Here is a 26,218-nt window from a genome sequence, read left to right as displayed (position 1 = left end):
CGACACGGCACCACCCTCCATGCTTCTGCGACACCGGCGACGGGAACAGGCCCGTCATACGGTGTTCCGTTCACTCTCGTACGGGCCCGCGGCACATCGCCAGAGTTGCAAAGGGTTGCAACCATTGTGTGGAGTGCGGGGTACAGGGGGCCCGGCGGCGTCAGGATGGGGTTCCTTGGGGCTGAAGGCTGTCCGGAATTCGTCGTCGTACGCCCGCCAGGGGCTGCGGGACAGCCTTTGGGGTCGGCTTTTTCTGGGGGGAACCCATGAGGGATACAGGGCCTGTCGGGGTGGCGCGGCTCACCGCGCGGGAGGCGGACCGGGCGGCGACCCGGCTGCTCCACGGCGCGCGGGAGGCCAGGCTGACGGGCGGTCGTGCCGCGGTCGCCCCGCGTGCGGAGATCGACGCTTCCTGGGACCGCGCGGTGCGCAGCGGGATCGACCCGGAACAGTCCCCCGGGAGCGATCTGCTGGAGGCGGACGAGATCGAGCACCGGCGCCGTAGCACGGTGCTGGGCGAGGTGATGCCGGTGCTGCGCGAGGGGCTGGGCTCCATCGCCGACGCGCAGCAGATCATGGTCGTCACCGATGTCGAGGGCCGGGTGCTGTGGCGCCAGGGCAATCCCGCCGTGATGCGCCGGGCCGAGGACATCTGTCTGGAGGAGGGTGCCGCCTGGGCGGAGGCCTCGACCGGTACGAACGCGATCGGCACGGCGCTCGCCGCCCGCGCCCCCATCCAGGTGCACTCCGCCGAGCACTTCATCCGCGCACTGCACTCCTGGACCTGTGCGGCGGCCCCGGTACGCGATCCGCGGGACGGACGGCTGATAGGGATCGTCGACATCAGCGGTCCCGCGTCCACCTTCCATCCGACGGCGCTCGCCCTGGTCGGCTCCGTCGCCAGGCTCGCCGAGGGCGAGGTGCGGACGCGGCATCTGATGGCGATAGAACGGCTGCGCGCGGTGGCTGCGCCGATCCTGTGCCGGCTGGGCGGCCGGGCGCTGGTGGTGGACACCCACGGCTGGCTGGCGGCGGTCACCGGGATGCCGCCGGTGGACCGGCTGCCCCTGCCCAAGTCCCTGCAGCCGGGCCGGGTGTGGCTGCCGTCGCTGGGCATGTGCCGGATGGAGCCGCTGCCCGGCGGCTGGCTGGTGCAGGTCGCGGACGGCTCGTCGGACGGGCCGCCGCGCCGGGTGGTGCTCGATCTGAGCCGGGCGCGGGGGCTCTCGATCCATGTCGTCAGCCCGGTCGGCACCTGGACACAGCGGCTCTCGCCCCGGCACGCGGAGCTGCTGTACGCGCTGGCACTGCACCGGGAGGGGCGGACCGCCTCGGAGCTGGCGCGGGACATCTTCGGCGATCCGACCCGGACGGTGACGGTGCGGGCCGAGATCTCCCGGATACGGCGCCATCTGGCGGAGGTGCTGGCGCACCGCCCGTACCGCTTCGGCGAGGACGTCGAGGTGGAGGTGGTCCACCCGGAGCATCCGGGCGATCTGCTGCCGCAGTCGAAGGCCCCGGTGGTGGCCGCGGCGCGGCGGTCGGCGCGGCGGGTCTGAGGCGGGCGGAAGGGGCCGCACCGCCGGGCGTCCGCCGCCCCGGGGGAGGCCCGCTTTGGGCCGGAACGGCAGGTCATGGTTTTCTGGCGGCCATGAGCAATGCCGCGAATCCCGACAGCCCCACCACCGAGGTGACCATCTGGTCGCTGGAGCAGACCTCACCCGCCGACCTGCGGCCCGCCGCCGCACCGGAGGGTGATCTGCGGATCGTACGGTCGGCGGTGCCGCTGCCCGAGTTCAGCCGGTTCCTCTACACCGCGGTCGGCGGCGACATCCAGTGGACCGACCGGCTCGCGATGACGTACGCGCAGTGGCAGGAGGCCCTGGACCGGCCCGGGGCCGAGACCTGGGTGGCGTACGAGAACGGGACCCCGGCCGGCTACATCGAGCTCGACCCGCAGGACGACGGCGTGGTCGAGATCATGTACTTCGGGCTGATCCCGGCGTTCCGGGGGCGCCGCATAGGCGGTCACCTGCTCTCGTACGGGGTGGCGCGCGCCTGGGACCTGGCCGAGCGCTGGCCGGAGCGGACGGAGACGAAGCGGGTGTGGCTGCACACCTGCTCCAAGGACGGCCCGCACGCCATGGACAACTACCTGCGGCGCGGCTTCCGGCTCTTCGACACGCGGACCGAGCGGGAGCCGGACGTGGCAACGCCCGGCCCGTGGCCCGGCGCCCGCACTTCCTGACGGCGCACGACCGCGTACGGCAGCGCACGACGGCACTCGACGGCACTCGACGGCACACACAGACGCACCCGTCCGGGGCGGCGCGGACCCCGCCCCGGAGTGATGCGCGACACGGCGTCTCGCCCTTCGGGACCATCTCGTCCACATACCGGATAGTGGTGGACTGGCCCGAGATTCGCGTGACACGCTTCCGCCATGTCCGGAACTGGAATTGCCTTGGTGAGTCGACGCCACGTCGACCTCGGCCGCATGTCCAGCGCCATCTGTCCGGCGGGCTGAGAGTCCCAGCACCGCCGCGATCCCCTTACCTCTGCAACTCCCCGCGCACCGCCGCGCCTCAGCGCGAGTGTGCCGTTCAGAGCCGCCCTCCCGCAGTCCCGAAGGACGTATTGTCATGGCCGCTACCCCGGAACAGCCTGCGACCACCACGCCCCGCCGCAAGGCCGGACGTCACCGTGGCGAAGGCCAGTGGGCGATGGGTCACTTCACCCCGCTCAACGGGAACGAGCAGTTCAAGAAGGACGACGACAGTCTCAATGTGCGGACACGTATTGAGACGATCTACTCCAAGCGCGGCTTCGACTCGATCGACCCGAACGACCTTCGTGGACGTATGCGCTGGTGGGGCCTGTACACCCAGCGCAAGCCCGGCATCGACGGCGGCAAGACGGCCGTCCTGGAGCCGGAGGAGCTGGACGACCGCTACTTCATGATGCGCGTCCGCATCGACGGCGGCCGGCTGACCACCGCGCAGCTGCGCGTCATCGGTGAGATCTCGCAGGAGTACGCCCGCGGCACCGCCGACATCACCGACCGGCAGAACATCCAGCTGCACTGGATCCGCATCGAGGACGTCCCCGCGATCTGGCAGCAGCTGGAGGCCGTCGGGCTCTCCACCACCGAGGCCTGCGGCGACTGCCCCCGCGTGATCATCGGCTCCCCGGTGGCGGGCATCGCCGCCGACGAGATCATCGACGGCTCGCCCGCGGTCGACGAGATCCACGAGCGCTACATCGGCGGCAAAGAGTTCTCCAACCTGCCGCGCAAGTTCAAGACCGCGATCTCCGGCTCGCCCGTGCAGGACGTGGTGCACGAGATCAACGACATCGCCTTCGTCGGTGTCGACCACCCGGAACACGGTCCGGGCTTCGACGTCTGGGTCGGCGGCGGCCTCTCCACCAACCCCCGGTTCGCCGAACGCCTCGGCGCCTGGGTGCCGCTCGGCGAGGTGCCCGACGTCTGGGCCGGAGTGGTCGGCATCTTCCGCGACTACGGCTACCGGCGGCTGCGCACCCGGGCACGGCTGAAGTTCCTGATGGCCGACTGGGGCCCGGAGAAGTTCCGCCGGGTACTGGAGGACGAGTACCTCAAGCGCCCGCTGCTCGACGGACCCGCGCCCGAGCAGCCCAGCTCCCGCTGGCGTGACCACATCGGTGTGCACGAGCAGCAGGACGGCCGCTTCTACGTCGGGTTCGCCCCGCGGGTCGGCCGGGTGGACGGCTCCACACTGGCCAAGATCGCCGACCTGGCCGCCGCCCACGGTTCGGACCGGCTGCGCACCACCGTCGAGCAGAAGATGATCATCCTTGATGTGGAGCGGGACCAGGTCGAGTCGCTGTCCGCCGGTCTGGAGGCGCTGGACTTCCAGGTGAAGCCGTCCCCGTTCCGGCGGGGCACGATGGCCTGCACCGGCATCGAGTTCTGCAAGCTGGCCATCGTCGAGACGAAGGCGCGCGGCGCCTCGCTCATCGACGAACTGGAGCGCCGCCTGCCGGAGTTCGAGGAGCCGCTCACCATCAACATCAACGGCTGCCCCAACGCCTGCGCCCGTATCCAGACGGCCGACATCGGTCTCAAGGGACAGCTGATGCTCGACAGCGCGGGCAACCAGGTCGAGGGCTACCAGGTGCACCTCGGCGGCGCACTCGGCCTGGAGGCCGGCTTCGGCCGCAAGGTCCGCGGCCTGAAGGTCACTTCGGCCGAACTGCCCGACTACGTCGAGCGGGTGCTCGGCCGCTTCCAGGAGGAGCGCGAGGACGGCGAGCGCTTCGCGACCTGGGCGGCGCGGGCCAGTGCGGAGTCGCTGTCATGAGCGAGCGAGCCGCGCCGTTCTACTGCCCCTACTGCGGTGACGAGGACCTGCGCCCGCACGAGACCGGGCACGGCGCCTGGGAATGCGCCTCCTGCAATCGCGCGTTCCAGCTCAAGTTCCTGGGCCTGCTGACCCGGGGCCTCCAGCGCAACGAGGGGGAAGGGGACGGGATATGACGGACACTCTGCCGATCTCCCGGCTCACCGACGGCCAACTCCGGGAGCTGGCCGGGCGGGCGGGCCGTGAGCTGGAGGACGCCTCCGCGCTCGACATCCTGAAATGGGCCACCGACACCTTCGGCCCGCGGTTCTGTGTCACCTCCTCCATGGAGGACGCCGTCGTCGCGCACCTCGCCTCCCGGGTCCTGCCCGGCGTGGACGTGGTGTTCCTCGACACCGGCTACCACTTCCCCGAGACCATCGGCACCCGGGACGCGGTGGACGCGGTGATGGACGTCCGTGTCATCACGCTGACCCCGCGCCGCAGCGTCGCCGAGCAGGACGCGGAGCACGGGCCGAAGCTGCACGACCGGAACCCGGACCTGTGCTGCGCCCTGCGGAAGGTCGCCCCCCTTCAGGACGGCCTGACGGCCTACACCGCCTGGGCGACCGGGCTGCGCCGCGACGAGTCCCCCACCCGGGCCGGCACCCCGGTCGTCGGCTGGGACGAGAAACGCCGCAAGGTCAAGGTCTCGCCGATCGCCCGCTGGACCCAGGACGACGTGGACAGCTATGTGGCGGAGCACGGCGTGCTCACCAACCCGCTGCTGATGGACGGCTACGCCTCCGTCGGCTGCGCGCCCTGCACCCGCCGGGTGCTGGAGGGCGAGGACGCCCGCGCCGGCCGCTGGGCCGGGCGGGGCAAGACCGAGTGCGGGCTGCACGGGTGATGACGACTAATCAGGAGACTTCGATGAGCGTGACGGAGACGGGAGCCACCATCTGGCTGACCGGTCTGCCGAGCGCGGGCAAGACCACCATCGCCTACGAACTGGCGGGCCGCCTCAAGAGCGAGGGCCACCGGGTCGAGGTGCTCGACGGGGACGAGATCCGGGAGTTCCTCTCCGCGGGGCTCGGCTTCTCCCGCGAGGACCGGCACACCAACGTGGCGCGGATCGGCTTCGTCGCCGAACTGCTCGCGGCCAACGGCGTGAAGGTGCTGGTGCCGGTCATCGCGCCCTTCGCGGACAGCCGGGAAGCCGTCCGCGAGCGGCACGCCGCCGAGTCCACCACCTACCTGGAGGTGCACGTGGCGACGCCCGTGGAGGTGTGCTCCGTTCGCGACGTGAAGGGGCTCTACGCCAAGCAGGCGGCGGGCGAGATCAGCGGCCTCACCGGGGTGGACGACCCCTACGAGGCGCCCGGCTCTCCCGACCTGCGGATCGAGTCGCACCAGCAGACCGTGCAGGAATCCGCGGCGGCGCTGCACGCGCTGCTCACCGAGAGGGGTCTGGCGTGAGCACCGTCACCACCGTGCCCGAGGGCACCGTCAATCCGTACGCGCTCAGCCACCTGGACTCCCTGGAGTCGGAGGCGGTGCACATCTTCCGCGAGGTGGCGGGGGAGTTCGAGCGGCCGGTGATCCTGTTCTCCGGTGGCAAGGACTCGATCCTGATGCTGCATCTGGCGCTCAAGGCGTTCGCGCCCGCACCGGTGCCGTTCACGCTGCTCCACGTGGACACCGGGCACAACTTCCCCGAGGTCCTGGAGTACCGCGACCGTACGGTCGAGAAGTACGGGCTGCGGCTGTACGTGGCCTCCGTACAGGAGTACATCGACGCCGGAAAGCTCCGCGAGCGGCCCGACGGCACCCGTAACCCGCTCCAGACCGTGCCGCTGACCGAGGCGATCCAGCGGCACCGCTTCGACGCGGTGTTCGGCGGCGGGCGGCGCGACGAGGAGAAGGCGCGCGCCAAGGAGCGGGTCTTCTCGCTGCGCGACGAGTTCTCCCAGTGGGACCCGCGCCGCCAGCGGCCGGAGCTGTGGCAGCTGTACAACGGCCGGCACGCCGCCGGTGAGCACGTCCGCGTCTTCCCGATCTCCAACTGGACCGAGCTGGACGTCTGGCAGTACATCGAGCGCGAGTCCATCGAGCTCCCGGAGATCTACTTCGCCCATGAGCGCGAGGTCTTCAACCGCAACGGCATGTGGCTGACCGCCGGCGGGTGGGGCGGCCCCAAGGAGCACGAGCGGACCGAGATCCGCCAGGTGCGCTACCGCACGGTCGGCGACATGTCCTGCACCGGGGCCGTCGACTCCGACGCCACCACCCTGGACTCGGTCATCACCGAGATCGCCGCCTCCCGGCTCACCGAGCGGGGCGCGACCCGTGCCGACGACAAGATGTCCGAGGCCGCGATGGAAGACCGCAAGCGCGAGGGCTACTTCTGAGGGTCTCCCGTGCGGACCGCTGCGGGCGCGCCCGCCCGTACCGCACACGCCGCGCCGCCGTCGGTCACCGCCACTCCTCGGTCACCGGCGCCGGGCGCCGGTCCTTTCCCCGCCCCGCGGCGCACGGCACCAGACCCCGCTCCCCGATCCGGCCCGATCCTCACGAGAGGCCCGCAATGACCAGCACCACCGAGCAGTTGTCGGCCACCACCCTGCTGCGGTTCGCCACCGCCGGGTCCGTCGACGACGGCAAGTCCACCCTCGTGGGGCGGCTTCTGCACGACTCCAAGTCGGTCCTCACCGATCAGCTGGAGGCCGTCACCCAGGCTTCGCTGGGCCGCGGCCAGGAGGCGCCCGACCTCGCGCTGCTGACCGACGGGCTGCGGGCCGAGCGCGAGCAGGGCATCACCATCGATGTCGCCTACCGCTACTTCGCCACCGCCCGGCGCCGGTTCATCCTCGCCGACACCCCGGGACATGTGCAGTACACCCGCAACATGGTGACGGGCGCGTCCACCGCGGAGCTGGCCGTCGTCCTGGTCGACGCGCGCAACGGCGTGGTCGAGCAGACCCGCCGGCACGCCGCCGTCGCCGCGCTGCTGCGCGTCCCGCACGTGGTGCTCGCCGTGAACAAGATGGACCTCGTCGCGTACGCGGAGCCGGTGTTCGCCGCCATCGCCGAGGAGTTCACCGCGTACGCCGCCTCGCTCGGCGTCCCGGAGATCACCGCGATCCCGATCTCCGCGCTGGCCGGGGACAACGTGGTGGAGCCGTCGGCCAACATGGACTGGTACGGCGGCCCGACCGTGCTGGAGCACCTGGAGACAGTGCCGGTCAGCCATGACCTCACCGGCTGCCACGCCCGCTTCCCGGTGCAGTACGTCATCCGGCCGCAGACCGCCGAGCACCCCGACTACCGGGGGTACGCGGGCCAGATCGCCGCCGGGGTCTTCCGGGTCGGCGAGAGCGTCACCGTACTGCCGTCCGGACGCACGACGACGATCGCCGGGATCGACGCGCTCGGCGAGAGCGTGGACATCGCCTGGGCCCCCCAGTCGGTGACCGTCCGGCTGGCCGACGACATCGACGTCTCGCGCGGCGACCTGCTCGCGCCCACCGACGACGCACCCGCCGTCACCCAGGACGTCGGGGCGACCGTCTGCCATGTGGCCGACCAGCCGCTCTCGGTCGGCCAGCGGGTGCTGCTCAAGCACACCACCCGTACGGTCAAGGCGATCGTCAAGGACATCCCGTCCCGGCTGACCCTGGACGACCTCTCCCAGCACCCGTCCCCGGGCCGGCTGGTCGCCAACGACATAGGCCGGGTCGTCGTACGCACCGCCGAGCCGCTCGCGCTCGACGCGTACGCGGACTCCCGGCGCACCGGTTCGTTCCTGCTGATCGACCCGGCGGACGGCACCACCCTCTCGGCCGGTATGGCGGGCGCCTCGTTCGCCGAGGCCGCGCTGCCCGGTGCCGGTGAGGACCCCGCGGACGACGACGCGGAATGGGACTTCTGATGGGAATCGACGTCTTCTCCACCTTCGCGAAGGAGGGCGGCCGCGTCGGCAGCGGCGCCCTCGGCAGCGGCCAGGGCGGGGTCGGGCGATGTGCGTGATGACGTACGCGCACTGCCTGCGCGCCCGCCCGTACCCACCGCACCGCCGGCGCAGCACGCGTCGCCGGCACATCCAGCGCCACCCGTCCGCCCCGAACAGCCGGTTCGGACGAAGACCTGCCGACCGCCCGGCCGTGTCCCCGGACTTCCGAGGGACGTGAGCACCGGGCCGACGAGAGGAAAGCCTCCCGTGCCTGCCCCACGTACCACCGTCTCCCGCAGCCTCGCCGCCGCTGTCGCCCTGCCGCTGCTGGCCGTGGCACTGACCGCCTGCGGCTACGGATCCGAGGCGAAGGACGACGACGCCGGGAAGGCGAACGTCTCCGCCGACGGCAAGAAGCTCTCCGCGGACACCGTGAAGATCGGCTACTTCCCGAACCTCACGCACGCGACCGCCCTGGTCGGTATCCAGGAAGGCACCATCCAGAAGGAGCTCGGCGGTACGAAGGTCGTGCCCTCGACGTTCAACGCGGGCCCGTCCGAGATCGAGGCGCTCAACGCGGGATCGATCGACATCGGCTTCATCGGCCCCTCCCCCTCGATCAACGGCTACGTCAAGTCGAAGGGCAAGGGCCTGCGGATCATCGGCGGGTCGGCCTCCGGCGGGGTGAAGCTGGTCGTGAACCCGAAGAAGATCAAGACCCTGGACGACCTCAAGGGCAAGAGGATCGCCACCCCGCAGCTCGGCAACACGCAGGACGTGGCGTTCCTCAACTGGATCTCCGAGAAGGGCTGGAAGGTCGACGCCCAGAGCGGCAAGGGCGATGTCTCCGTGGTCCGCTCGGACAACAAGGTGACGCCGGACGCCTACAAGTCCGGTTCGTTGGACGGTGCCTGGGTTCCGGAGCCGACCGCGTCCAAGCTGGTCTCCGACGGTGCGAAGGTGCTGCTCGACGAGTCGACGCTGTGGCCGGACGACAAGTTCGTGATCACGAACATCATCGTGTCCCAGAAGTTCCTCTCCGAGCACCCCGATGTCGTCGAGGCGGTGCTGCGCGGCTCGGTGAACACCAACAAGTGGATCAACGCCAACCCGGATCTCGCCAAGGCGTCCGCCAACAAGGCGCTGGAGGCGCTGAACGGCAAGCCGCTGGCCCCGGAGATCCTCGACCCGGCGTGGAAGTCCATCCAGATCATCAACGACCCGCTGGCGGCGACGCTCGACGCGCAGGCGGCACACGCGGTGAAGGCGGGCCTGCTGGAGGAGCCGGACCTCAAGGGCATCTACAACCTGGGGCCGCTGAACAAGATCCTCAAGGCCGAGGGCGAGCCCGCGGTCGACGACGCCGGTCTCGGCGTCGAGTAGCCCGCCGCCGCCCGCGGTCGGTCCGACGGCCGGCCGCGGTCCGGTGCGACGGCCGTCCGCCACGGCTGTCCGACCGATCGCCCGTATTCAGGATTCCAGGATTCCCAGGAGGTGACGACCATGGCGACCACCACCCTCACCAAGGCCGAGGACCGCGCGACGGTCGAGCACGCCGCTCGTCTCACGCATGTCTCGAAGTCCTTCGCCGGACCCACGGGGCAGCAGCTCGTCCTGGACGACATCACGCTCGATGTCGCTCCCGGCGAATTCGTCACCCTCCTGGGAGCCTCCGGGTGCGGGAAGTCGACGCTGCTGAACCTGGTGGCCGGACTCGACCGCCCGACCGCGGGGTCCATCGAGACCCCCGGCGGGCGGCCCGCCCTGATGTTCCAGGAGCACGCCCTCTTCCCGTGGCTGACCGCGGGCAGGAACATCGAACTGGCCCTGCGGCTGCGCGGGGTGCCCAAGCCGGACCGCCGGACCGAGGCGGAACGGCTGCTCGAACTCGTACGGCTCGGCGGGGCGTACGGCAAGCGGGTGCACGAACTCTCGGGCGGCATGCGTCAGCGGGTGGCGATGGCCCGCGCGCTCGCCCAGGACAGCCGGCTGCTGCTGATGGACGAGCCGTTCGCCGCTCTCGACGCCATCACCCGCGATGTGCTGCACGACGAGCTGACCCGGATCTGGCACGAGACGAACGCCTCGGTCCTCTTCGTCACCCACAACGTGCGCGAGGCGGTACGGCTCGCCCAGCGCGTCGTCCTGCTGTCGTCGCGGCCGGGCCGGATCGCCCGGGAGTGGACGGTGGGCATCGAGCAGCCGCGCCGGATCGAGGACAAGGCGGTGGCGGAGCTGTCCGTCGAGATCACCGAACAACTGCGTGGGGAGATCCGCCGACATGGCCAGCACTGACATCACGTCCGACCGGGTCCGGAAGGACGGACCGGCCGGCCCGAACCCCGACGACCTGGCCGGTCTGGAGGCCGGACTCGACGCGCTGGACGCCGTCCAGGTGCGCCGGACCCCGGTGCGCGAGATCCTGCTGCGCAAGGTCCTGCCGCCCGTGGTCGCGGTCGCCCTGGTCCTGGTGATCTGGCAGCTGCTGGTCCGGGCCCAGGTCACCGAGGACTACAAGCTGCCGCCGCCGTCCGCGGTGTGGGACAGCGCGGTCGACATGTGGTTGAAGGGGACGCTGCTGGAGGTCGTCTGGACCAGTGTGTCGCGCGGCCTGCTCGGCTTCCTGCTGGCGGTGGCCATCGGTACGCCGCTGGGTCTGCTGGTCGCACGGGTAAAACTGGTCCGGGCCGGCATCGGCCCGATCCTGTCCGGTCTCCAGTCGCTGCCCTCGGTGGCGTGGGTGGCCCCGGCCGTCATCTGGCTCGGGCTGAACGACAGGATGATGTACGCGGTGATCCTGCTGGGTGCCGTCCCGTCGATCGCCAACGGTCTGGTCTCCGGGGTCGACCAGGTACCGCCGCTGTTCCTGCGGGCGGGCCGCACGCTCGGCGCGACCGGGCTGCGCGGGACCTGGCACATCGTGCTGCCGGCCTCGCTCCCGGGCTATCTGGCGGGGCTGAAGCAGGGCTGGGCGTTCTCCTGGCGTTCACTGATGGCCGCCGAGATCATCGCCTCGTCCCCCGATCTCGGGCTCGGCCTGGGGCAGTTGATGGAGAACGGCCGCAACAACTTCGACATGCCGGGGATCTTCCTCTCCATCCTTCTGATCCTCTTCGTCGGCATCGCGATCGACCTGCTGATCTTCAGCCCGCTGGAGCGTTGGGTGCTGCGCAGCCGAGGGCTCCTCGTCAGAAGCTGACAGGAACGCGAAGACCGGAGAACCGAGAGAACGAGTACGCCGATGTCCACCCCTGTCCTCCTGGTGATCGCCCACGGCAGCCGCGACCCGCGGCACGCCGCGACCGTGCACGCGCTCACCGCGCGGGTACGGGCGCTGCGGCCCGGGACACGGGTGGAGACGGGCTTCCTGGATTTCCACGCACCGTCCGTGCCCAGGCTGCTGGAACGCCTGGCCGCGGAGGGGGCGGGCGAGATCGTCGCCCTCCCCCTGCTGCTCACCCGGGCCTTCCACGCCAAGACCGACATTCCCGCGGTCCTGCGCGAGGCCCGGACCCGGCTGCCGGGGCTGGACATCCGTCAGGCCGAGGTCCTCGGCCCGTCGCCCCTGCTCAACGCGGCGCTGGACCGGCGGCTGCACGAGGCCGGGATCTCACCCGGCGACAAGAGTTCGACCGGGCTCGTCCTGGCCTCGGCGGGCTCCACAGACCCGGAGGCGAGCGCAGTGATCGCTGAAATCGCGCGGGAGCTGCGGCACACCGGTTGGTGCGCCGTGCGGCCTGCGTTCGCCTCCGCCCTTTCCCCGGACCGCCCCCGCACCGAGGACGCGGTGCGGGCGCTGCGGGCCGAGGGCGTACGCCGGGTGGCGGTCGCCCCGTACGTCATCGCACCCGGACGGCTGCCGGACCGGATCGCGGCGGGTGCCGGGGCGGCCGGGGCCGATGTGCTGGCCGATGTGCTGGGCGCGGCACCGGAGTTGGCACGACTGCTGCTGACCCGGTACGACGAGGCACGGCTCATGGCCCGTGCGTCGCTGACGGCCTGAGGCGGGCGGGGGCCACCGGAGGCGACCGGTACAGACGGGCGCGGGCCGGAGACGACCGGAGCCCGGCCGGTGCAGACGGGTGCAGGCCCGAAGCGGCGGGTGCGGGCGAGTGCGGGCCTGAGGCAACCGGAGCCCGGCCGGTGCAAGCCAGAAGCGACCGGTGCAGGCGGGTGCAGACGGGTGCAGGCCCGAAGCAGCCGGAGCCCGGCCGGAGCAGGACCGAGGCGGCCGGTAGGATCGTGCCACCGGTTCGGCCACCCTCACCGCCGAACGGCCCGGTGCCACCCGGGGGCGGACCGCCCCGTACGGCTGCCGCAGCCCCGGCTGCTGCTCCTCGACGAGCCGGCGACCGGGCTCGACCTCGCCGCCCGTGAGCAGTTGCTGGACAGCCTGGACGCCTTGCGCGAGGAGCACCCGGAGCTCGCGACCGTGCTGGTCACCCATCATCGGGAGGAGCTGCCCGCCTCCACCACTCACGCGATGCTGCTGCGCGGCGGGCGGTGTGCCGCCTCCGGGCCCGCCGACAGGGTGCTCACCACGGACCGGGTCAGCGACTGCTTCGGGCATCCGGTGCGGATCGAGCGCACGGACGGCCGGTGGACGGCACGGGCCCGGTGGCGCGCCCGCGGCTGAGGGCTCAAACCTCGGCGAACGGATCGTCGATGAACGGGGTGGCCTGGTGGAAGTAGAGCCGCCAGCCCGACTCCTCCCTGCGCCACAGCGAACTGCGGTGGGAGCGCAGCCCCTTGGACTCCGTATCGAAGGTGAGGTGCACCAGGTCTTCGCAGAGCTGGACTCCCCGCATCCGCGAGGCGGTCAGCGGCCCGGGGTTCGGGGCGTCGTCCGCGGTCAGCGAGGCGATGATCGTTTCCCGGCTCCAGAGGCGTCCGCTGGTGCCGATCTCCCGGAACTCCGGGTGCAGCAGCGTGGCGAGGAGATCCTCGGAGGCCCGCACCAGCGGGTCCAGGAGGCGAAGCTCGCCTTCGATGGCGGCGGCCACGGCGGGCGACGGCTCAGACACGTGTCATCTCCACGAGTTTTGCAACGGTGTTCCAGTTACGGCTGGTGGCGGTGAGGCCCTTGTTGAGCGCGGGCCTCGACAGGGCGGCGGCCAGCTTGGAGCGGCCGAGCCCGTCGGGAGCGTACAGGTAGAGCGCGCGGTCCCCGAGCCCGAACTTCTCGGGGAGGAAGGAGTCCGCGTCCAGAGAGGCGAAGCGTGCGGCGTCCACCGGCTGCCCGAAGTAGGTGACGTGCACCTGCTTGCCCTCCAGTTCGGCGGCCGGGAACGGGCAGGCGTCGGCGACGGCCGCGAGATAGGGGCCGTTGCGGACCAGACAGCTGACGTGGAAGCCGAACCGCTGCTCGACGGCCTTCTCCAGAGCCGCGGCGAGTGCGTCCTCGTCGTCGCTGTCACTGCTGAAGACGGCGTTGCCGCTCTGCAGATAGGTGGCGATGTCCTGGTGGCCCAGCTCCCCCAGCACGGTGCGCAGTTCCGCCATCGGGACCCGCTTGTGGCCGCTCACGTTGATCCCGCGCAGCAGCGCCGCGTACTTCATGGTCATGGGCACACCATAGGACGATCTTTCCGAGCTGTGCAGCCGCCGCGCCCCGTGGGGGAGGGCGCGGCGGCCGTGGGACACACGGATGCCGGGCGGTGGCGGGTGAGCGCCGCCGCCCGGCATCCGATCGGGCCGGTGACTACTCGACGACCTTGAGCAGCAGGTTCGCCGTGCCCTCGGTCGCGTTGGTGATGGCGTCCGGGGTGGCTCCCTCGGTGAGCGCCGTCGCGACCTCCTCCGGGGTGGCGTCCTGGTGTCCGCCCAGGTAGACGGCTGCGGCACCGACGACGTGCGGGGTCGCCATGGACGTACCGGAGATGGTGTTCGAGCCGTCGTCGCTGTCGTTCCAGGCGGACGTGATGTCCGAGCCCGGGGCGTAGATGTCCACGACGGAGCCGTAGTTGGAGAACGACGACTGCTCGTCGTCCACCGTGGACGAGGCGACGGTGATGGCCTCGGGGACGCGGGAGGGCGAGCCCTCGCCGGCGTCGCTGGAGTCGTTGCCCGCGGCCACCGCGAAGGTGACGCCGGAGGCGATGGCCTTCTGGACGGCCGCGTCGAGGGCCTCGTCGGCGCCGCCGCCGAGGCTCATGTTGGCGACGGACGGGCCCTCGTGGTTCTCGGTGACCCAGTCGATGCCGGCGACGACCTGCTCGGTGGTGCCCGAGCCGGAGTCGTCCAGGACGCGGACGGCCACGATGTTGGCCTTCTTGGCGACGCCGTACGAGGAACCGGCGATGGTCCCGGCCACATGGGTGCCGTGTCCGTTGCCGTCGTCCGCGTCGTCGTCGTTGTCCACGGCGTCGAAGCCCGAGGTGGCCCGGCCCTCGAAGTCGCTGTGGGTGACACGGACACCGGTGTCGATGACGTACGCGGTGACACCCTCGCCCGCCGCGTCCGGGTAGTTGTACGCGTCGTCGCCCGCGGTCTCGGTCTGGTCGATCCGGTCCAGGCCCCACGACGGCGGGTTGTCCTGGGTGGCGTCGATGTGGAACTTCTTGTTCTGCACCACCTTGGAGACGGCCGGGTCGGCCGCGAGCCGCTTGGCCTCGGTCAGCGTGAGGCCGCTGGCGGAGAAGCCGTTGATGGCGGAGGAGTAGTTCCGCTTGAGCTTGCCGCCGTACTCCTTGGCGAGCTCCGCCTTGTCCGCCTTCTGGTCCAGCATCACGATGTAGCTGCCGGACACGGCGGTCGCCGCGTCCGCGCCGTAGACCGTGCCCATCGCGGGAGCCGGCGCGGCTCCGGCGAGCGTGGTGTTGAGAAGGGTGACTCCGGCCGCTGCCGCCACGGCGGTTATCGCGGCGGTGAGCTTGAACCGGCGGGTGCGCTGCTGAGTGGTCATGAAGAGGGATCTCCTCGTCATTCTTTGTGGGGGGATTGGCCCTCGGCCGGAAGATCTCCGGGGGCTGGCTCGAAACCCTGACCGATTGACGCGCGCAGATCAAGGCCTTCCCGTGGCTGTGACTTACACAACAAGGTTTCTTAATAAGAAATCAGCCACACCGGGCCCCAACGGGCGGCGCGCGCAGACGAATCCGCCCCACAGCCCTCTCGCACCGCCATCACCGGCCACAACGCCGCACAGCCGGCACCTGGACAACTCCCGTCCGGCACACGGCCGGGCGAGTCGAGTTGGCTTGATTTCGCCCCTGAGGGCCCACCGCGCACGCGGCCCCGAAATCGGCGGAACACTCCCCGTGGACGGGTGAAGACCCCGGTGAATCCGCGAAGGTCCCCGCGCACGCCATGAAGGTGAATGACGGCAGGTGAATGAGACGCGCAGCTGTGTGAAGTCACGAGGAGACACGTGAAGATACGGAAACCGGAGCCGCCACGACCTGTGACAGCTCCGGTTTCCGGTACCGCGGCCCTACCGGCGCCCCCGGGCGGGGACACCGATGGGGCGGCTCAGGAGGCCAGTTCGGCCTCGATGAGATCCGCCGCGCGAAGCGTCCCGCCCTCCGCCGCCATCCGCCGGCGGACCTCGGAGGACCTCGCCGCCACCTCCGGGTCGTCCACCAGGCCGAGTACGGCGGCGCGCAGGGCCGGCGCGTCGGCCTCCTCCATCGAGAGCCGGCGTGCCACGCCGAGCCCCTGGAGCATGTCGGCGTTCCCGAACTGGTCGACGCCCAGCGGGAGCGCGACCATCGGCGTACCGGTGGCCAGCCCCTCCTGACTGCCGCCCGCGCCCGCGTGGGTGATGAAGGCGTCCGCCTGCTTCAGCACGGACAGCTGCGGCACCCAGGAGTGCACCTCCACATTGGCGGGTACCTCGCCGAGCTCGGACGGGTCGACGAACGCACCGATCTGCAGCACCACATGCCAGCCGGGCAGATCACCGAACGCCTTGACGCACTCCCGGTAGAAGGCGGGGTGATTGGTGTTCGCGGAGCCGAGCGAGACCAGCAGCACCTTCCCGGCGTCCGCCGGACGCTTCCACTCCCCCTGGTCGGCCCGCTCGCCCTGACAGGCGCCGACGAAGGTGTACACCTCGTGGTTCACCCGGTCGGCGTTCGGCTGGAGCACCTCGGGGATCAGGACGAGCGCGCGGCGCGGACGGGCCACGAAGTCGTCTGCGGAGAGATCGCCGAGGCCGTTCGCGGTGAGCCAGGCCGCGAATCTCGCGTAGTACTCCCGGCCCCGCTCGCTCTGCCTGAGCTCGGCGGTCACGGGCGCGGCGACCTCTTCCTCGTATCCCTCCCAGGGCACGAGGTTGGGCCAGAGGGAGAGCGCGGGCACGCCCCAGCGATGCGCGAGAACGCGGGCCGGATAGGAGGTGATGTCGTGCAGGACGAGGTCGGGCTCATCACCCGCGAAGGCCTCGGCCAGTTGCGGGAGCGCCTGGACCGCGTCGTTGAGGAAGGGCTCGATGTTGTCGATCCATTCCGTGCCCCAGGCCTCGTGGTCCTCCTCCGTGGGGAGGACCGACCGGTAGATCACCGGCTCGGCTCCGGTCGTGGCGACCTTCTCGGCGAAGGAGGCCGGGATGGCGTAACTGACGCGGTACCCACGGGCGACGAGCTCCCGGATGACTTCCAGGCTCGGGTTCACGTGCCCGTGGGCGGCGATGGAGAACATGGCGATATGGGCACGCGGAGATTCCGTCATGCCGCTCAACCTAGACGAGACGATACGTATCGTGCAAGCATATTCCCGTGGGGCCGGTCCCCTCCGCTCAGCGCTGGTAGCGGGCCAGGACCCGATTTCCGTCCTCGACCAGGCGTTGCTCCAGCTCGTCGATGCCGATCGCCCCGCTGTAGTACTCCTGGAGCGCGGGGGTCGCCACCTTGTCCTTCCACTCGGGGTAGCCGCGTACGGACTGCGCGGGCGCCGGACGCAGCCCCCGGGCGAGCGCGGTGCCGGTCGCCCAGCCGTTCTCGGCGGTGTGCAGGGCGGGGTCGGCCAGGGCCTCGGTGCCGGTGGGGAGCATCCAGTCGCCCCTGGCCAGCCGCACCATGTTGCGCGGCTGGAGCAGGAAGTCGATGAACCGCACCGCTTCCTTCTTGTGCGGGCTGCCCTCCGCGACCGAGAGCGTCTGCGGGCTCACGCCCTGGGTGGCTCCGGCGCTTCCCGCCGGGGCGGGCAGCACCGTCCACTCGAAGCCCTCGGGCGCCTGCTCGACGACCTGCTGACGGTAGGAGAACCCCAGCGGCACCATGGCGTACCTGCCGCCGAAGAAGCCGGGCAGGGTGTCGGAACCACCCATGCCGAGCGCCGTCCGGGCGGCGCTGCGGTCGGTGTTGACCTGGTCATGGATGGTCCGGGGAACCACCCGCTCGCCCTCGTCGAAGCGGATGACCACCTTGCCGTCAGCGTCGTGGTGGAAGAACCGTCCGCCGGCCGACAGGCTGAGGTTGAGGGTGACGGAGACCGGTTCCTTCAGCGGCCAGGCGACGCCGTACGTGCCCTTCCCGGTCAGCTTCTCGGTGATCCGCCGGAACTCCTCCCAGCTCCAGGGGCTGGTGGGGGTCGGGACGCGGACCCCGGACGCCTTGAGGATCCTGGTGTTGGCGATCAGGACCTTGGGTTCCTGGAGGAACGGGACACCGTAGACACCGCCGTCGAAGGTGGTGGTCCGCCAGGACTGCTCCGGGATGTCCTTCGCCAGCCGCGCGGGCAGCAGGGTGCGCAGATCGGCGAGATAGCCCCCGTACGCGAAGTCGGCGAGGTCGTCGGAGGCGTCATGGATGATGTCCGGCGCCTCGTCGCCCTCGAAGGAGGTGAGCAGTTGGTCGTGGACGTTGTCCCAGCTGCCCTGGACATAGTCCACCTGGATGCCGGGATGGGCCGCGTTCCACTCCTTCACCAGTTGCCTGTTGGCGTCGACGGACTCCTTCTGCCAGGCCAGCGACTGGAAGCGCAGCCTGATCGTGCCGTCCGCGCCGCTCCCGTCCCCGCCGCCGGAACAGCCGGCGAGGAGCAGGGTCAGAGCGGTGGCGACGGCCGCCGCCCGCGAGAAGGCGCCCATCAGCTCTTCACCGCCCCGGCCGTCATGCCGCCCGTGATCCGCTTCTGGATGACCGCGAAGAGGACGAGGGAGGGAAGGGTGGCGAGGAAGGCGGCGGCGGCGAGCGGACCGAGGTCGGCGACGCCCTCCGCGCCGAGGAAGTGCGTGAGTACGACCGGCAAGGTCTGTTTCTCCGGTGTCTTGAGCAGGACGAGCGCGAAGAAGAACTCGTTCCACGCGGTGATGAACGCGAAGAGGGCGGTGGCGACGATTCCGGGGGCCAGCAGCGGGGCGACGACCGAGACGAGTATCCGTACCCGGCCCGCCCCGTCGACCGAGGCGGCCTCTTCGAGCTCCGGCGGCACGGCTCTCACATATCCGGCCAGCATCCACAGTGCGAACGGCAGCGACCAGACGACGTACACCATGATCAGCCCCCACAGGGTGTTGATCAGATGCAGGTTCTTGAGGATCAGGAACAGCGGAATGATCACCAGGACGAAGGGGAACGCCTGGCTCACCACCACCCAGCCGGTCGCCGCCGTCGAGACCCTGCCCCGGTGGCGGGCCATCACATAGGCCGTGGGGGTCGCGATGACGACAGCGATCAGCGCGGCGCAGACGGCGGCGATCAGCGAGTTGGCCGCCGCCTGGAGCAGCGGCTGTTCCTCGAAGGCCTGCCGGAAGTTGTCCAGGGTCGGGTCCCGGGGGATCCAGGTCGGGTGCAGCGAGCCCAGTTCGCGGGCGGGCTTGAAGGCGGTGGAGATCAGCCACAGGAACGGGAAGGCCAGGAAGATCAGATACGCCAGGAGCGCGGCGTACTGCCCGGCGCGTGCGGGCCTGCTGGTACGGAGACTCACGCGTCCTCGCCTCCCCGGAGGCGGCCGGCCAGGTAGCAGGCGAGGATCACGGAGATCACCGCGACCATCACGCAGCCCATCGCGGCGGCGTAGCCGAACTGGCCGTAGCGGAATGCCTCTTCGTAGGCGAAGAGCATCGGCAGCCTGGTGCGGCCACCGGGTCCGCCGCTGGTCAGGACGTAGACCAGGGCGAAGGAGTTGAAGTTCCAGATGAAGTTGAGAGCGGTGATGGACAGGGCGACCGGCTTCAGGGCGGGCCAGGTGACCGTACGGAACCGGCGCCAGGCGCCCGCCCCGTCGAGGGCCGCGGCCTCGTGGAGTTCGTGCGGGGTGTTCTGGAGTCCGGCCAGCAGGGCGACCGTGGTCTGCGGCATGCCCGCCCAGATGCCGACCAGGATCACGGCGGGCAGCGCGGTGGCCGGTCCGGTCAGCCAGTCCCGCCCGTCGCCGAGCCCCAGATCGCGGACGGTCTCGTTGAGAATGCCCGCGTCGGGGTTGTAGACGAGGCGCCACATGATGCCGACGACCACTTCGGGCATCGCCCAGGGAATGATCGCCAGCGCCCTCGCCAGCCAGCGCAGGCGCAGCTTCTGGTTGAGCAGCAGGGCCAGGCCCAGCGCCAGGAAGAACTGGGGAACGGTGACGCCGACCGCCCACAGCAGACCGATCCGGAACGAGTCCCAGAACAGGGTGTCGTGGAGCAGGTCCTGGAAATTGAGAGCGCCGATCCACTGTGTGGAGCGGGTACGCCCCGACTGCGCGTCGGTGAAGGCCAGCATGATGCCGTAGAGCAGCGGCCCGACACTGAGGATCAGGATCGGGATGAGCGCGGGCAGCACCAGGAACCAGGTGGCCCGGTCCCGGGCAGCCCGTCCGGCCCCGGTTCCCCCTCCGGCCCGTCCGCCACGCGGACCACGTGCGCCGGACGGGCCGGACCGCTTGGTCGCGGTCGGCAATGTCACGAATTCGACCTCTTCGCTCATTTGGATGGAGTTCATCCCGGTATGGCCGCCCGGTCGGCCCCCGTCATCGTGCTGACGGACCGTCCGTTCGTCAAGGCGGCCTGCGCGGATGCGAAAATCGGAGCCATGAACGAGATGCGGGCACGCGAGGTGCTTACCGCTGCCGGGCTTTCCGACGGGGCGCAGCTGCTCGCGCTGGGCGAGAACGCGGTGTTCGCCGACGGCGACCTGGTGATCAAGGTCGGCCGGGACGCCACGCTCCACCCGGAGCTACGGGACCGGGCCGAGCGCGAGGTGGCCGTCGCGCGGTGGCTCGCCGCGTCCGGGGTCCCCGCCGTACGGTCGGCCGAACCCGGGGCACGCCTGGCCGAGGGCCACCCGGTGACCCTGTGGCACCGGCTCCCCGAGGCCGTACGCCCTGCCGAGCCGCAGGATCTCGCGCCCCTGCTCTCCCTCGTCCACGCGCTGCCCGCCCCGGCGGACTTCACCCTGCCGCGCCGCGAACTGCTCGGCGGCGTCGAGCGCTGGCTGCGGCTCGCGGGCGACACGATCGATCCGGCCGACGCCGACTATCTGCGCGAGCGCCGCGACGGCTTCGCGGCGGCCGCGGCCGCGCTGACCCCGCACCTTCCGCCCGGTCCGATCCATGGCGACGCCCTCCCCCGTAACGTCCATGTCGGCCCGGACGGCCCCGTGCTGGTCGACCTGGAGACGTTCTCCTTCGATCTGCGGGAACACGACCTGGTCGTGCTCGCCCTCTCCCGGGACCGCTACGGCCTGCCCGCCGCGGCGTACGACGCCTTCACCGCGGCGTACGGATGGGACGTGCGGGAGTGGGACGGCTGCGCGGTGCTGCGCGGGGCACGGGAAACGGCCAGCTGCGCCTGGGTCTCCCAGCACGCGCCGGCCAACCCGAAGGCACTGGCGGAGTTCCGGCGGCGGGTGGCGTCGTTGCGGGACGGTGACGCCGAGGTGCGCTGGTATCCCTTCTGAAGCGGACGACCGGCGGACCGAAAGGCCTCCGGACCGGGACGGGCTGACCGGGTGACCGGCCGACCGGCTGATCGGCGGCGGAAGTGCCGCCCTCAGCCTTCGGACGGGGCCGATATCCCGGACAGCGTCGCCGCCGGTTCCCGCAGGGGCCAGTGGCCGTCGATCACCGCGTCGGCACTGCCCTTCCGGCGGAGGAACTTCTCGAAATCGGCCGCCCAGCGCGCGTACCACTCGATCTGGCGCTCGTGCAGTTCGGCCGGGGTGAGCGCGGCCACCGAGCCGTGCCGCTCGGCTATGGCGTACGCCACGCGCACCGCGGCCAGCGCGTCCGCCCCCGCATCGTGCGCGCCGCCGTGCACCACCCCGTACTCGACGCAGACCGCTTCGAGGGTGCGCTTGCCCTTGCGGTAGCGGTCGACGGCGCGGTCGATCGTGTACGGGTCGATGACCGGACCGATTCCGCCGCCGCCCAGCCGGTCGCTGAGCGAAGGCAGCCCGTGCCGCCGCAACTCCGCCGTCAGCAGGGTCAGATCGAACGACGCGTTGTACGCGACGACCGGCACCCCCTCGCGCCAGTAGGCCACCAGGCTCTCGGCGATCTCGTCCGCCACCTCGCGCACCGGGCGGCCCTCCGCCGCCGCCCGCTCGCTGCTGATGCCGTGGATCGCGGAGGCCTGCGCGGGAATCCGGATGCCCGGATCCGCCAGCCAGGACCGCCGTCGGACCGGCTCGTCCTCGCGGCCCTCGACCGCGACGACCGCGGCGGTCACGATCCGGGCCTCCAGTGGTTCCGTACCCGTCGTCTCCAGGTCGAAGCCGACCAGCGGCTCACGGTGCCAGCTCATCCCGTACCTCCTTCGTGGTGCTCTCCCCCAGGTGATGAACACCCTCCCACGCACCACTGACAAGCCCGCACCGGCCCGCACACCGCAGGACCGTCAGGCCACCGGCCGAGCACGTCCAGCCTTCGAGCCCGTCAAGCCCGTCAGGGGATTGGCCTGCTCATCAGGAGACGGGCCGCGAGTCCGTCCACACGGACTCGAACTCCTCCCGGTACGTCTCGAACAGTCCGTGCTCGCTGTCCTGCCCCACCCTGACCACCGAACGTCCGCCGCCGCGCAGGACCAGCACGGGCGCCTCCATACCGCGGGCCCGCCGCAGGTACGTCTGTACGACACCCACGGCGTCCGGTCCGTCGCCGTCCACCAGGTAGGCGGTGAAGCGCGGGGTCTCGTCGAAGACCTGGATCTGGAAGGCGCCCGGGTCGCGGAGCTTGGAGCGCACCCGGCGCATGTGCAGAATGTTCATCTCCACCGAGCGGCTCAGCTCGCCCTTCTTGAGGCCCAGTTCCCGCTCGCGGCGCTTGACCGCGCTGCTGGCCGGGTTGATGAACAGCAGCCGGACCCGGCAGCCCGATTCGGCCAGCCGCACCAGCCGCCGGCCGGAGAAGTTCTGCACGAGCAGGTTGAGCCCTATCCCGACGGCGTCCAGGCGCCGCGCACCGCCGAAGAGGTCCTCGGCGGGCAGCTGGCGCTGGAGCCGCACCCGGTCGGGGTGGACCGAGACCACGTCGGCGTACCGGTCGCCGACCAGTTCCTCGACGGCGTCGACGGGCAGCCGGTCCGCGGACGGGACCGCGGCCCCGCTGCCGAGGATTTCGAGGAGCCGTGCGGAGGCCCGCTCCGCCTGGGCCAGGACCGCCTCGTTCAGCGCGCGGTTGCGGGAGACCACATTGCGCGCCACCTCCAGCTCGTCCAGGGCCAGCTCGACATCCCGGCGGTCGTCGAAGTAGGGCTCGAAACACGGCCAGTGCTGGACCATCAGCTCGCGCAGCTGCGGCAGGGTGAGGAAGCTGAGGACGTTGTCGTCGGCCGGGTCGAGCAGATAGCCCTTGCGGCGCGAGACCTCGCGGACGGCGACGGCCCGCTGCACCCACTCCTGCCCCGCGGGTCCGGCCGCGGCGACCACCCAGTCCTCGCCGTGCACCGGTTCGTAGATGGGCCGCAGCACCGCGGCGACGACGGCCCGCAGCCGCTGTTCCACGAGATTCAGCCAGATATAGGCCCGTCCGGCCCGCTGGGCCCGGGTGCGGACCTCGGTCCAGGCATCCGCTCCCCAGTCGAGCTCGGCACCGATCTCCAGGGGCTGCGCAAGGGACACCGCCCCGGGCGGGGCATCGGTCGACTCCCCCTCGTGACCTGCGTCACCTGGGGGTAGCTCGAACCCTCCCGAGCTCACCCGCGTACCGCCTTCCACTCCCCCACCCAACGATCAAGGAAGGGTACTCCGCGAGCGGGAGCCGGTGCAGCCGGATGCGCAGGCTGCTTTCTCAACTCCCCTGCGGGACAAGCCCGTTCCAAGCGGCAACATTGGGCGGAGTGAGCTGATTCATAGTGATTAACCACCCCACCGCATGCCGCATTCCGGGCGCCCGGCCGCCGGGCGGCGGCAGTTTTCCGCCCCGGGCGGCATCGAGGTGTCCGAAGTTGACCGGTGCGGACCCGACGGCCCGCCGCGGGCCCGCCCAGGGGGGCCGACCGGGCCGGGCCGCTCCGGCACGACGCCCTCAAGGATGCCCCGTGATCCCTGATGGATCAGCGCGCGGCACGGGATGCGGTGCACCGCAAGGCGGAGAGACGTCCGCATACTGGATGTATGCGGACATCTCGACAGAGCCTTGAGGTGCCGTAGCTCTCGTCGCGCGCCCACCAGGGATGACGGGACAGCCGCGAGGCGGACGCACCTCTTTCGGGGAGTATCTGGCTCATTCGGGGCGTATCTGGCTCAAGAGACCCCTCGTACCCGGATCAGAAGGGGAAGGATCCTATCCATGCAGGTCTGGCCGGGACAGGCGTATCCGCTCGGTGCCACGTACGACGGCGCCGGGACCAACTTCGCGGTCTTCTCCGAGGCCGCCAACCGAATCAAGTTGTGCCTGCTGCACGACGACGGTTCCGAGACGGCGGTGGAACTGCGCGAGACCGACGCCTTCGTCCGCCATGCCTATCTGCCCGGGGTGATGCCCGGTCAGCGCTACGGCTTCCGGGTGCACGGGCCGTACGAGCCGCAGCGCGGGCAGCGGTGCAATGCGGCGAAGCTGCTGCTCGATCCGTACGCGCGGGCGGTGGCCGGGAGGATCGAGTGGGGCGAGGCGGTGTACGGCTATCCCTTCGGCCGGCCCGACGCGCGCAACGACCTGGACTCGGCCCCGCACACGATGAGCTCGGTCGTGGTCAATCCGTACTTCGACTGGGGCGACGACCGGCGGCCCCGTACGGACTACCACCGCACGGTGATCTACGAAGCCCATGTGAAGGGGCTGACGATGCTCCATCCGGGCCTCCCCGAGGAGCTGCGCGGTACGTACGCGGCACTGGCGCACCCGGAGGTCATCGCCCATCTGACCGAGCTGGGCGTCACCGCGATCGAACTGATGCCGGTGCACCAGTTCGTCCAGGACCACCGGCTGGCGGACGCCGGACTGGCCAACTACTGGGGCTACAACACCATCGGCTTCTTCGCCCCGCACAACGCGTACGCCTCCTGGGGCGACCGCGGGGAACAGGTGCTGGAATTCAAACAGGCCGTACGGGCGCTGCATCAGGCGGGCATCGAGGTCATCCTCGACGTGGTCTACAACCACACGGCCGAGGGGAACCATCTCGGTCCGACGCTCTCCTTCCGGGGTCTCGACAACGCCTCCTACTACCGCCTCATGGACGACCAGCGGTACTACATGGACACCACCGGAACCGGGAATTCGCTGCTGATGCGGTCCCCGCACGTGCTCCAGATGATCATGGACTCGCTGCGGTACTGGGTGACCGAGATGCACGTGGACGGGTTCCGGTTCGATCTGGCGGCGACGCTGGCACGGCAGTTCCACGAGGTGGACCGGCTGTCGTCGTTCTTCGATCTGGTGCAGCAGGACCCGGTGGTCAGCCAGGTGAAACTGATCGCGGAGCCGTGGGACGTCGGTGAGGGCGGCTACCAGGTGGGGAACTTCCCCCCGCTGTGGACCGAGTGGAACGGCAAGTACCGCGACACGGTGCGGGATCTGTGGCGCGGCGAGCCGCGCACCCTGGCGGAGTTCGCGGGCCGCCTCACCGGCTCGTCGGACCTCTATCAGGACGACGGGCGCCGTCCGCTCGCCTCGATCAACTTCACCACCTGCCACGACGGATTCACGCTGAACGACCTGGTCTCGTACAACGACAAGCACAACGAGGCGAACGGCGAGGGCAACCGGGACGGCGAGAGCCACAACCGGTCCTGGAACTGCGGTGTGGAGGGTGAGAGCGGGGATCCGGAGGTGCTGGAGCTGCGCGGGCGGCAGATGCGGAACTTCATCGCCACGCTGATGCTGTCGCAGGGCGTGCCCATGCTGAGCCACGGGGACGAGTTCGGCCGCACCCAGCGGGGCAACAACAACGCGTACTGCCAGGACAACGAGCTCGCCTGGGTGCACTGGCCCGATCCGTCGTCGGCGGGCACCGGCGGGGACGCCGGCGGGGACACGGACGGCGGAGCCGGAGCCGGGACCGGTTCGGCTCCCGGCAGCGGACTGCTGGAGTTCACCCGGGCCATGGTGTGGCTGCGCCGTGACCATCCGGTCTTCCGGCGCCGCCGGTTCTTCCACGGACGGCCGGTGGAGGGAACCCATGACGAGCTCTCCGACATCGCCTGGTTCACCCCCGAGGGCAAGGAGATGACCCAGCGGGACTGGCAGGCGGCCCATGCCCGGGCCATGACGGTCTTTCTGAACGGGCACGCGATCTCGGAGCCCGGACCGCGCGGCGAGCGGATCTCCGACGACTCGTTCCTGCTGATGTTCAACGCGGGCGCCGACACCCTGGACTTCGCCGTTCCGGTGAACCACGGGCGGCAGTGGCAGGTGGTGGTCGACACCGCACGGCCGGACGGTGTGCCGCCGGGGGCCGGGCCCAGGGTGTCGGCGGGCGAGCGGGTGACGCTGATCGGGCGGAGTCTGGCGGTGCTGAAGCGGCCGGCGTGAACCCGGCGTGCGCGCGGCCCGCGCCCCGTCGTGAGCCCGGCCCGCGCCCGACGTCACCCCCGTGCCTCCCGCGACAAGAACGGGTGATGCTCACGGCCGCCGTGACACA

Annotated in this window: 24 protein-coding genes and 1 pseudogene; 16 read left to right on the top strand and 9 right to left on the bottom strand. The window is 70.8% G+C overall.

Features of this window, described 5'->3' with window-relative positions:
- The first annotated feature begins 266 nt into the window (after positions 1-266).
- From ACIGJO_RS28015 to ACIGJO_RS27950, 14 genes and pseudogenes are all read left to right on the top strand, one after another.
- Complete coding sequence (locus ACIGJO_RS28015) at positions 267-1,559, top strand: GAF domain-containing protein (protein WP_399962709.1); 1,293 nt, start codon at positions 267-269, stop codon at positions 1,557-1,559.
- A 92-nt stretch (positions 1,560-1,651) separates the two neighbouring features.
- Positions 1,652-2,248 carry a GNAT family N-acetyltransferase gene (locus ACIGJO_RS28010; RefSeq protein ID WP_399962707.1) on the top strand — a complete coding sequence of 199 codons (597 nt, stop codon included), beginning with the start codon at positions 1,652-1,654 and terminating at the stop codon, positions 2,246-2,248.
- 195 nt (positions 2,249-2,443) lie between these two features.
- Positions 2,444-2,527, top strand: a complete 84-nt coding sequence (locus tag ACIGJO_RS28005; RefSeq protein ID WP_309500612.1) for a putative leader peptide — start codon at positions 2,444-2,446, stop codon at positions 2,525-2,527.
- A 115-nt stretch (positions 2,528-2,642) separates the two neighbouring features.
- Positions 2,643-4,340 (top strand): nitrite/sulfite reductase, encoded by a 1,698-nt coding sequence (locus tag ACIGJO_RS28000; protein WP_399962705.1) that lies wholly within the window; start codon positions 2,643-2,645, stop codon positions 4,338-4,340.
- Entirely contained in the window at positions 4,337-4,516 is a 180-nt protein-coding gene (locus ACIGJO_RS27995; RefSeq protein WP_399962703.1) for a hypothetical protein, read from the top strand. The genes ACIGJO_RS28000 and ACIGJO_RS27995 overlap by 4 nt, the downstream gene beginning before the upstream one ends.
- Entirely contained in the window at positions 4,513-5,229 is a 717-nt protein-coding gene (locus ACIGJO_RS27990) for a phosphoadenylyl-sulfate reductase (protein WP_399962701.1), read from the top strand. Before ACIGJO_RS27995 ends, ACIGJO_RS27990 begins: the two co-directional genes overlap by 4 nt.
- A 23-nt stretch (positions 5,230-5,252) precedes the next feature.
- Positions 5,253-5,798 (top strand): adenylyl-sulfate kinase, encoded by a 546-nt coding sequence (gene cysC, locus ACIGJO_RS27985; RefSeq protein ID WP_399962699.1) that lies wholly within the window; start codon positions 5,253-5,255, stop codon positions 5,796-5,798.
- A complete protein-coding gene (cysD, locus tag ACIGJO_RS27980) occupies positions 5,795-6,730 on the top strand; it encodes a sulfate adenylyltransferase subunit CysD (RefSeq protein WP_399962697.1) in 936 nt (311 codons plus the stop codon). Before cysC ends, cysD begins: the two co-directional genes overlap by 4 nt.
- Positions 6,731-6,906: 176 nt before the next feature.
- Positions 6,907-8,250, top strand: a complete 1,344-nt coding sequence (locus ACIGJO_RS27975) for a sulfate adenylyltransferase subunit 1 (protein WP_399962695.1) — start codon at positions 6,907-6,909, stop codon at positions 8,248-8,250.
- A gap of 288 nt (positions 8,251-8,538) precedes the next feature.
- Entirely contained in the window at positions 8,539-9,654 is a 1,116-nt protein-coding gene (locus tag ACIGJO_RS27970; RefSeq protein WP_399962692.1) for an aliphatic sulfonate ABC transporter substrate-binding protein, read from the top strand.
- 120 nt (positions 9,655-9,774) lie between these two features.
- A complete protein-coding gene (locus ACIGJO_RS27965) occupies positions 9,775-10,566 on the top strand; it encodes an ABC transporter ATP-binding protein (RefSeq protein ID WP_399962689.1) in 792 nt (263 codons plus the stop codon).
- Positions 10,553-11,470 (top strand): ABC transporter permease, encoded by a 918-nt coding sequence (locus tag ACIGJO_RS27960; RefSeq protein WP_399962687.1) that lies wholly within the window; start codon positions 10,553-10,555, stop codon positions 11,468-11,470. The genes ACIGJO_RS27965 and ACIGJO_RS27960 overlap by 14 nt, the downstream gene beginning before the upstream one ends.
- Positions 11,471-11,512: 42 nt before the next feature.
- The gene (locus tag ACIGJO_RS27955) at positions 11,513-12,274 is read left to right on the top strand and encodes a sirohydrochlorin chelatase (RefSeq protein ID WP_399962685.1); all 762 of its coding nucleotides are present in this window, start codon (positions 11,513-11,515) and stop codon (positions 12,272-12,274) included.
- Between the two features lie 309 nt (positions 12,275-12,583).
- Positions 12,584-12,907, top strand: a pseudogene (locus ACIGJO_RS27950) (ABC transporter ATP-binding protein); the annotation flags it as partial.
- Positions 12,908-12,911: 4 nt separating this feature from the next.
- Here ACIGJO_RS27950 and ACIGJO_RS27945 read toward each other — a convergent pair.
- The 7 genes from ACIGJO_RS27945 to ACIGJO_RS27915 form a co-directional block, all read right to left on the bottom strand.
- Entirely contained in the window at positions 12,912-13,295 is a 384-nt protein-coding gene (locus tag ACIGJO_RS27945) for a DUF4440 domain-containing protein (RefSeq protein ID WP_399962683.1), read from the bottom strand.
- Positions 13,288-13,836, bottom strand: coding sequence for a DUF1697 domain-containing protein (locus ACIGJO_RS27940; RefSeq protein ID WP_399962681.1), 549 nt, complete (start codon positions 13,834-13,836; stop codon positions 13,288-13,290). The genes ACIGJO_RS27945 and ACIGJO_RS27940 overlap by 8 nt, the downstream gene beginning before the upstream one ends.
- A gap of 136 nt (positions 13,837-13,972) precedes the next feature.
- Positions 13,973-15,175 carry a S8 family serine peptidase gene (locus tag ACIGJO_RS27935; protein WP_399962679.1) on the bottom strand — a complete coding sequence of 401 codons (1,203 nt, stop codon included), beginning with the start codon at positions 15,173-15,175 and terminating at the stop codon, positions 13,973-13,975.
- Between the two features lie 566 nt (positions 15,176-15,741).
- Positions 15,742-16,941 (bottom strand): macrolide-inactivating glycosyltransferase, encoded by a 1,200-nt coding sequence (mgt, locus tag ACIGJO_RS27930; protein ID WP_399962677.1) that lies wholly within the window; start codon positions 16,939-16,941, stop codon positions 15,742-15,744.
- A gap of 67 nt (positions 16,942-17,008) precedes the next feature.
- A complete protein-coding gene (locus ACIGJO_RS27925) occupies positions 17,009-18,301 on the bottom strand; it encodes an ABC transporter substrate-binding protein (RefSeq protein WP_399962675.1) in 1,293 nt (430 codons plus the stop codon).
- Positions 18,301-19,140 (bottom strand): carbohydrate ABC transporter permease, encoded by an 840-nt coding sequence (locus ACIGJO_RS27920; RefSeq protein WP_399962673.1) that lies wholly within the window; start codon positions 19,138-19,140, stop codon positions 18,301-18,303. The genes ACIGJO_RS27925 and ACIGJO_RS27920 overlap by 1 nt, the downstream gene beginning before the upstream one ends.
- Entirely contained in the window at positions 19,137-20,123 is a 987-nt protein-coding gene (locus ACIGJO_RS27915; RefSeq protein WP_399962815.1) for a carbohydrate ABC transporter permease, read from the bottom strand. The genes ACIGJO_RS27920 and ACIGJO_RS27915 overlap by 4 nt, the downstream gene beginning before the upstream one ends.
- Positions 20,124-20,228: 105 nt before the next feature.
- Here ACIGJO_RS27915 and ACIGJO_RS27910 point away from each other — a divergent pair, with 105 nt between their 5' ends.
- On the top strand, positions 20,229-21,095 hold the full coding sequence (locus tag ACIGJO_RS27910; protein WP_399962813.1) for a phosphotransferase: 867 nt from the start codon (positions 20,229-20,231) through the stop codon (positions 21,093-21,095).
- 92 nt (positions 21,096-21,187) lie between these two features.
- Here ACIGJO_RS27910 and ACIGJO_RS27905 read toward each other — a convergent pair whose 3' ends face one another.
- Both ACIGJO_RS27905 and ACIGJO_RS27900 read right to left on the bottom strand, forming a co-directional pair.
- The gene (locus tag ACIGJO_RS27905; RefSeq protein ID WP_399962671.1) at positions 21,188-21,940 is read right to left on the bottom strand and encodes a 3'-5' exonuclease; all 753 of its coding nucleotides are present in this window, start codon (positions 21,938-21,940) and stop codon (positions 21,188-21,190) included.
- A gap of 160 nt (positions 21,941-22,100) precedes the next feature.
- Complete coding sequence (locus tag ACIGJO_RS27900; protein WP_266925031.1) at positions 22,101-23,333, bottom strand: SAV2148 family HEPN domain-containing protein; 1,233 nt, start codon at positions 23,331-23,333, stop codon at positions 22,101-22,103.
- Positions 23,334-23,925: 592 nt separating this feature from the next.
- On the opposite strand from ACIGJO_RS27900, the gene glgX reads away from it, so the two are divergent.
- Complete coding sequence (gene glgX / locus ACIGJO_RS27895) at positions 23,926-26,109, top strand: glycogen debranching protein GlgX (RefSeq protein WP_399962668.1); 2,184 nt, start codon at positions 23,926-23,928, stop codon at positions 26,107-26,109.
- Positions 26,110-26,218 lie beyond the last annotated feature (109 nt).

The organism is Streptomyces sp. NPDC079020 (genome assembly GCF_044542225.1).
In the GTDB taxonomy this organism is placed as follows: domain Bacteria; phylum Actinomycetota; class Actinomycetes; order Streptomycetales; family Streptomycetaceae; genus Streptomyces.
The sequence above is the reverse complement of the archived record's forward strand: the minus strand, read 5'-3'. Positions and strand labels throughout refer to the sequence as shown.